The organism is Bradyrhizobium erythrophlei (assembly GCF_042430365.1).
Lineage (GTDB): Bacteria > Pseudomonadota > Alphaproteobacteria > Rhizobiales > Xanthobacteraceae > Bradyrhizobium > Bradyrhizobium erythrophlei.
Genome location: NZ_JBHMET010000092.1, coordinates 1 through 6,509, shown reverse-complemented (window position 1 = coordinate 6,509; position 6,509 = coordinate 1). Strand labels below are relative to the sequence as shown.

4 protein-coding genes are annotated in these 6,509 nt (G+C 59.8%); 3 read left to right on the top strand and 1 reads right to left on the bottom strand.

The features are described from left to right. Positions 1–283: 283 nt before the first annotated feature. From ACFFWD_RS16555 to ACFFWD_RS16545, 3 genes are all read left to right on the top strand, one after another. Complete coding sequence (locus ACFFWD_RS16555; protein WP_376966925.1) at positions 284–1,858, top strand: winged helix-turn-helix domain-containing tetratricopeptide repeat protein; 1,575 nt, start codon at positions 284–286, stop codon at positions 1,856–1,858. A 535-nt stretch (positions 1,859–2,393) separates the two neighbouring features. Beyond that, positions 2,394–3,119, top strand: coding sequence for a hypothetical protein (locus tag ACFFWD_RS16550; protein WP_376966923.1), 726 nt, complete (start codon positions 2,394–2,396; stop codon positions 3,117–3,119). Positions 3,120–3,695: 576 nt separating this feature from the next. Beyond that, positions 3,696–4,382: a CBS domain-containing protein gene (locus ACFFWD_RS16545; RefSeq protein WP_376966921.1), complete on the top strand. Its 687-nt coding sequence runs from the start codon at positions 3,696–3,698 to the stop codon at positions 4,380–4,382. A 703-nt stretch (positions 4,383–5,085) separates the two neighbouring features. Here the strand turns inward: ACFFWD_RS16545 and ACFFWD_RS16540 are convergent. Next, positions 5,086–5,502 (bottom strand): hypothetical protein, encoded by a 417-nt coding sequence (locus ACFFWD_RS16540; RefSeq protein ID WP_376966919.1) that lies wholly within the window; start codon positions 5,500–5,502, stop codon positions 5,086–5,088. Positions 5,503–6,509: the final 1,007 nt, after the last annotated feature.

The window sequence follows — 6,509 nt, the reverse complement described above, 5'->3', positions numbered from 1 at the left end:
TCGTTGCAACATCGAGGGTGAGTCGCCTCATTTTGTGGAGGGGACATACAGTCTAGCGGAAAGGCGGATCGGATGCCTCGCGGGTCGATAGAGCCGTTCAAGGCGACGTACTCGATCTGATCGCGCGCAATAGGTCGTGTTCATGCAATAGGTCGTGTTCATTGCGGCACCTCCTGCGGCTACATCCGGCTTACTTTTTCCCTGCCAGCGGCTTATTCTTTGTGTTCCAAGCGGTGTTAGAGCGCTTCTCCGACGACCGGAGGCAGCTTAGGGGAATGCAAGCTTGCGTTATCTCTTCGAGGAGTACGTACTCGACACTGGCCGGCGCGAATTATATCGCGGGACGGACGTCGTCTCCGTCGCGCCACAGGTATTCGACCTGCTCGACTACCTGATCAGCAACAGGGAGCGCGTTGTCAGCAAGGACGACCTCATCAACGCAATTTGGAACGGGCGTAACGTGTCCGATGCGGCGCTGACGACCCGCCTGAATGTCGCCCGGACCGCAATCGGCGACTCCGGCGAAGAACAACGTCTCATCAAGACACTGCCGCGAAAGGGCTTTCGCTTCGTTGGCGCGGTGCACGAACGGAATCAACCTTCTGGTGTCGCGGCTGCCTCTGAAGGACACGTGGAGTCACAGAAGCCCGCGCTCGCGCTCCCCGACAAGCCCTCGATCGCCGTATTGCCGTTCGAGAACATGAGCGGCGAACCCGAGCAGGAATATTTCACGGACGGGATGGTCGAGGACATCATCACTGCGCTGTCGCGGTTCAAGGAATTGTTCGTGATCGCGCGGAACTCGACCTTCACCTACAAGGGCAAGCCGGTCGATATCAAACAGCTCGGACACGACCTCGGCGTGCGCTACGTGCTGGAAGGCAGCATCCGCAAGGCAGCAAACCGATTGCGTATTGCCGGACAGCTGATCGACGCCGCGACGGGCGGGCATCTATGGGCTGACCATTTTGACGGCGGCATCGAGGACGTGTTCGAACTGCAGGACCGGGTCACGTCGAACGTGGTCTGCGCCATCGCGCCGAAACTCGAGCAGGCCGAGATCGAGCGCGCGACGCGCAAGCCAACCGAGAGCCTGGATGCCTATGATTACTTTCTGCGCGGGATGGCTGGATTCCATGCCTATACGCCGCACGGCTTCCTTGAAGCGAGGTCACTGTTCCGTCGCGCGACCGAACTCGATCCCACCTATGCTTCCCCTTACGGGATGGCGGCGTTTTGCATCACCATTGGCAGATCAAATGGTTGGCTGGTTGATCTCGAGCGCGAGACCAGGGAGGGCATACAGCTGGCGCGCCGCGCTGCGGCGATCGGCAAAGACGATCCAACTGCGCTGTGGTCGAGTGGCTCGGCCCTGGGCTATCTGGCCGGTGAGATCGAGACCGGGATCGCGCTTGCAGACCACGCGGTCGTGCTCAATCCGAACCTTGCATGGGCGTGGAACATCGGCGGCTGGTTGCGCGTGTATCTGGGCGAGCACGAAGAGGCCATCGAACGGTTTGAGCGCGCAATACGGCTAAGCCCGCTTGATTTCACGATCCGCGCCTACAACGGCATCGGATGGGCACACCTCTTTGCCGGCCGGTACGAGCAAGCGGCGTCCTGGGCAAGAAAGGCGCTGCTCAATAGGCCTCATTGGGCACCAGGGGCACGCGAGGCGGCGGTTGCCTATGCTTTGTCGGGCAACCTCGCAGGAGCGAAGGAGGCAATGGCCCAATTGCTCGCGCTCGATCCCGGCTTGCGGCTGAGCACTATCGGAAGAGTGGCAGCCCCATGGCGGCGCGCCGAAGACCGGGCTCTCTACCTTGAGGGCTTGCGCAAAGCGGGGTTGCCAGAGTGATCCGGGCGAAAACCCGAGGCCGACCGCATTGAGACCCCACCGCCGATTAGTGTTTCGCCCGCGGCGACATATGCCCTTCTGCGCGTAGGCCCGACATCGAGAGGAGAATCGGACTTCCGCTTCTGGGCCCTGAGCGACGTGTTGCACCGCCACAAGACCTCGATCGCTAACGGGGCATAGCGGAAGTTGACGGACAGCCGAGTGTTGCAGAGGGCGACGCTCGTGACCCCTTTGAGACATGTGCCGACCGACACCGAACATGTCTGTTTATCAGCGTAGACCGGAAGTGATCGGCGCACGGTCAGACCCTTGTTATGGGGCTGGTCATCTGACGCATGCAGGTTGCTGCAGCAGCTGACGGAACCTGTCGGCGAACGATGCGTTGCACCAAAATAAACGAAGGCGCGCACGACAGCGGGTTAGCACGAGAGCGCGGCTACCCGCCGGTGGTTTCCCGCCACGGATCGCTGAGGGTAGCTCTGCTTCAGTTCGCGAAATCGACCGACATCGGCGCGCCTCACAAGCGGAGGTTCCCATGTCAATTATCACCAGTTCTGAACGCACCTTCCAGGAAGCTGCAACTTACGGCGGATTGGTTGATGCCATCGGCGGCGTAGCGACCATCGTTGTGGCGATTGTCGCATTGTCGGGCGTCGGCCAACCGATGCTGGCCGCGGTTGCCACGATCGTCTTCGGGGCAGCGCTGCTGATACAGGGTGGCACCATGCTCACGGAGTACACAAAGCTGATCGGCCAGCCCGGTGCTGTTGGTACGGCCGCAGAACTCACGGGAGCCGGCGGCCTTTCGGCTTTGTTCCTGGTGGGGGCCGCCGGTATCGTGCTCGGCGTGCTTGCTCTCATCGGCATCTCTTCACAGACGCTCACGGCCGCTGCGGTAATCGCGTTCGGGGGCGGGTTGCTGCTGAGCAGCACTTCGGTCTGGCGCCTCTACCGAGCAAAGCAGGCTTCGTACCGTGCAGAGGCTGCCCGGACGGTTTCGGGAGCCGAGTTCCTCGCCGGCGAAATGGCCGCTGGCTCGGCGGTTCTGCAGTGCCTTTCGGGTCTTGCCGCGATCGTTCTTGGCATCGTCGCGGTGACTGGAACAAATCCGAATGTGCTCACCCTCGTAGGCCTGCTGGTCCTGGGAGCCACCGTGCTTTTGAGCGGCAGCACTCTGAGCAGCACAGTCATGGGCTTCATGGAGCCGGCCGTCACGCGTAGAGGGGAAGCTCCGGCTCAGGCGCCGGGCGCGGCGGAGTAACTTAAGCGAGGGAAGTGCAGCGAGTGAGCCGACCGTCAGGCAAACTCAATTGCAAGCAAGCCAACCAAGCAAGCCGAGGCTAGCGATGAGGCATAGCCCCTAAGTGCCAGCATCGCAATGACCATAGCCCAGGCGGTTTCTCGATAAGTCGCCGGCTCGGCAACAAGACCTCGGCGAAGCCTTTCCCGCTGCACAAACGGGGCGGGGTTCGACGAAGCCGAGCGGCGGTGCGGCTGCTCCTTTCCTGCACGCGGCTGGCACCACGGCCCTCGCGAGGGTCGCGGCCAAAAGGCTCGCTTGGTATCATCCGCTGCTTGTCCGCGCCGACGATGTGATCGAGTAATCATTGCTGTATGTCGGTTGTTGCGGCGCATGAGTCCGAAAATAAATGAGAGCGCTCAGCCCGGCCGTCATTGCGGGTTTTGACCCCAACTCGGACATCATCCCTCGGGCACCCCGGCATTGGGAACCCAGCAAGAAACCTGTCTTTTCCCAAGGCCCGCGCGAGAGCGGCGCTCCTCAACAGCATGTTGTGGGATTAGGATATAAAGGGTTTCGTGAGTCAGGGAGGCTCGTATGAAAGCGCGAGATGTGATGGTTTCTCCCGTTATCACCGTCGTTGAAGACGCAACCGTCCGTGACGTGGCCAGACTTCTGATCGACAAGCGCATCAGCGCGGTACCGGTTGTCGATGGCGCTGGAAAGCTTGTCGGCATTGTCACCGAAGCCGATTTGATGCACCGGACCGAGGCCGGGACCGAACACTCCTATTCCTGGTGGCTGTCGCTCTTTTTGGGGGACCGGGCGATTGCGGCGGATTACGTCAAGTCCCATGCGGTGCAGGTGAGGGATATGCTGACGCGCAACGTCAGATCGGCCGACCCGGAAGCACCTCTCTATGAAATTGCGGACCTGTTCGAAGAGCACCACATCAAGCGCGTTCCGATTGTGACCAAGGGTGGAGAGCTGGTCGGCATCCTCAGCCGCGCTAATATCATTCAGGCTATCGCAAGCGCTCGACCCCAGATCGAGACAAGTCTTCCCGACGCAACGATTCGCGAAAAGATAATACACGAGCTGAAACAGCAGCCGTGGGCTCATATGCACAAATTGAATGTCACGGTCACAAACGGGGTAGTTGATCTCTGGGGCTTTTTCCAATCTGAAGAGGAGCGGCGGGCGATTACGATCGCGGCTGAAGCCATTCCGGGCGTCAATGCCGTCAACGACCATCTCATGCGTGACCCTGCATTGGCTCATTGAGTATCGGCCAGAGCGGACGCCCTGATAACCCTGGCGCGATGCTCCGTCCACCAATCGAGCAAATCGTTGATGTAGATCATTACCGAGACTTCCAGGAAATCGCATGCTGGAGTTGGAAACGAGGGAGGTTCTTCATGGCATCGATCTCACATCATGAAAAATGACCTCGGTGTGGTTCTGCGCTAGTCCACCTCGCGTGGCATGAACGCGTCAATGCGCGGGAAGTCCAAGATCTTTGGCACTGCTGGAACTGCAAGAACGAATTCGTCACGGTCGTCACTTCTGACGAGAAGGAGCCGTCAGTCACTGAGATCATCAAGCCATTCTTTACGAGCCTCCTAGTCTGATCAATGACGCCCGAGCAGGTCTCGACCTCATAAGGAAATCGTTCGTCGGACACGGCATATTTGGTTGTGGCGACGAAAAACGCGCTTGGGTCTTACCATCCCGCAATCACTGCTCGTCAGCGCCGACGAGGTGACCGAATGATGTCGCGCTGCATGAGTCCGGATGTAGCCCTGAGCGGCGTGTTGCACCGCCACAAGACATCGGTCGCTAACGAGGCATAGCGGAAGCTGACGGGTAGCCGCCTATGGCAAATGACGACGCTCGTGACCCATCTGCGACGTCGGTGCGAAGCTCTGCGCCTCGTGCGCGCCATCAGATCGCGCGCGGTGGCCAAGTCTTGATCAGCTCGTGATTTTCAACTCTTGAACCTCAACGTGTCGACGGTATCCGCGTTTTCGCAATACTCCACATAGTTCGTCGCAGCAGTGCCGGCCACGAGCTCCCGATGGCACCGGCGCTTGTGCGTACAGAACGAACAAACGCGCTCCATGTCGCGCAGTAAGGCCGGCTCCGCGCGCCATAAGGCCGTTTCGTCGATGCCCAGTGCCGTGAGCATGTGCGGCAACTCGTTCGCGCCTTGCGACCCCTGCCGCACCAGCCTCTCGAGATCGGCGGGCGTCACGTTGAGTTCGCGCGCTACAGGCTCCAACCCCCCGAACTCGGCGTCGTACTCCATCAACTCGATCAATTCCCGACGCTGCTTGAGCCAATTGCCAAACAGACCGATGACTTTCGTGACAAAAGGAAACGGTTCGCGCTGGGTTGTCGTCATAGCACCCTCCATCGTCGGTGATGGCGCAAGATGTCAATCACCATTGCGCGCTCCCTGAAGACAGATTTTTTGTAACGGTCGCAGATGTCGCGTCGTGAGACATTGCGATAGATCAATAGACGGGCTTGAACTCGACGCGGCGAATGCTCGCAATAGAGTCATTGGCGCAACGCGCGGTGGCCCGCGACAGCATTGCATTCGCTCTTGTCGAAATAGGCCGGCTCGAGGAAGCGCGGAGATGCTGGGTCACAATTTGCCGTTTCGCCGCCGCGCGATGCACTTCGACTTCAAACGCTTCGAAGTGGCAATGCAGACAGCAGGTCTGCCGGAGTAGTCAACACGTAGTTTCGGAATCGCGCCGCCTTGGTCCATCGAATTGTCCGAGAACGGCTGCTTGTGGCCCTGAGCGACATATTGCACCGCCACAGGACCTCGGTCGCAAGCGGGGCACAGCGGAAGTTGACGAACAGCCGAGTGTTGCAGAGGGCGACGCTCGTGACCCTGATCGGACTGCCGCGAGCCGCTACTCGAATCGACCCGTCGGGAAGGGCAGTAACCTTGCCAGATCGGGAAGTCAGAGCTCCGGGCATTTTTCTTGACGGGTCAGTAAGCTAATAGGAACATATTAAACTTAGACGCCCGACCTTCCGGAACGAACGTCCGTGCGGTCCCGCGCCTTCTGTTTATGGCCTTGTGGTAGGCAGAACGGGAGGTTCGCAATGGCTATCGATTACGCCTCAGCTTCAATCGCGCTATCACAAACAGGCTCTCAGGCGCCTCGGCGGCTAATCGGGGGGGGAGCCATCTCGCGCCTTATCAAGAGGACTACGTTCGAGATACGGTCAAGGCACTCCAGGAACTCGATCCGACTTACGTGGTTCCGCTGCATTGTACTAGCGAACCGTTTTACGAAATCGCGCGCGCTGTGATGCCGACGAAGCTCATACGCGATCGTGCCCCGTGGCGTGGTGTAGCTGAGTGCGGATCACCACGTTCGCCGGCATGGG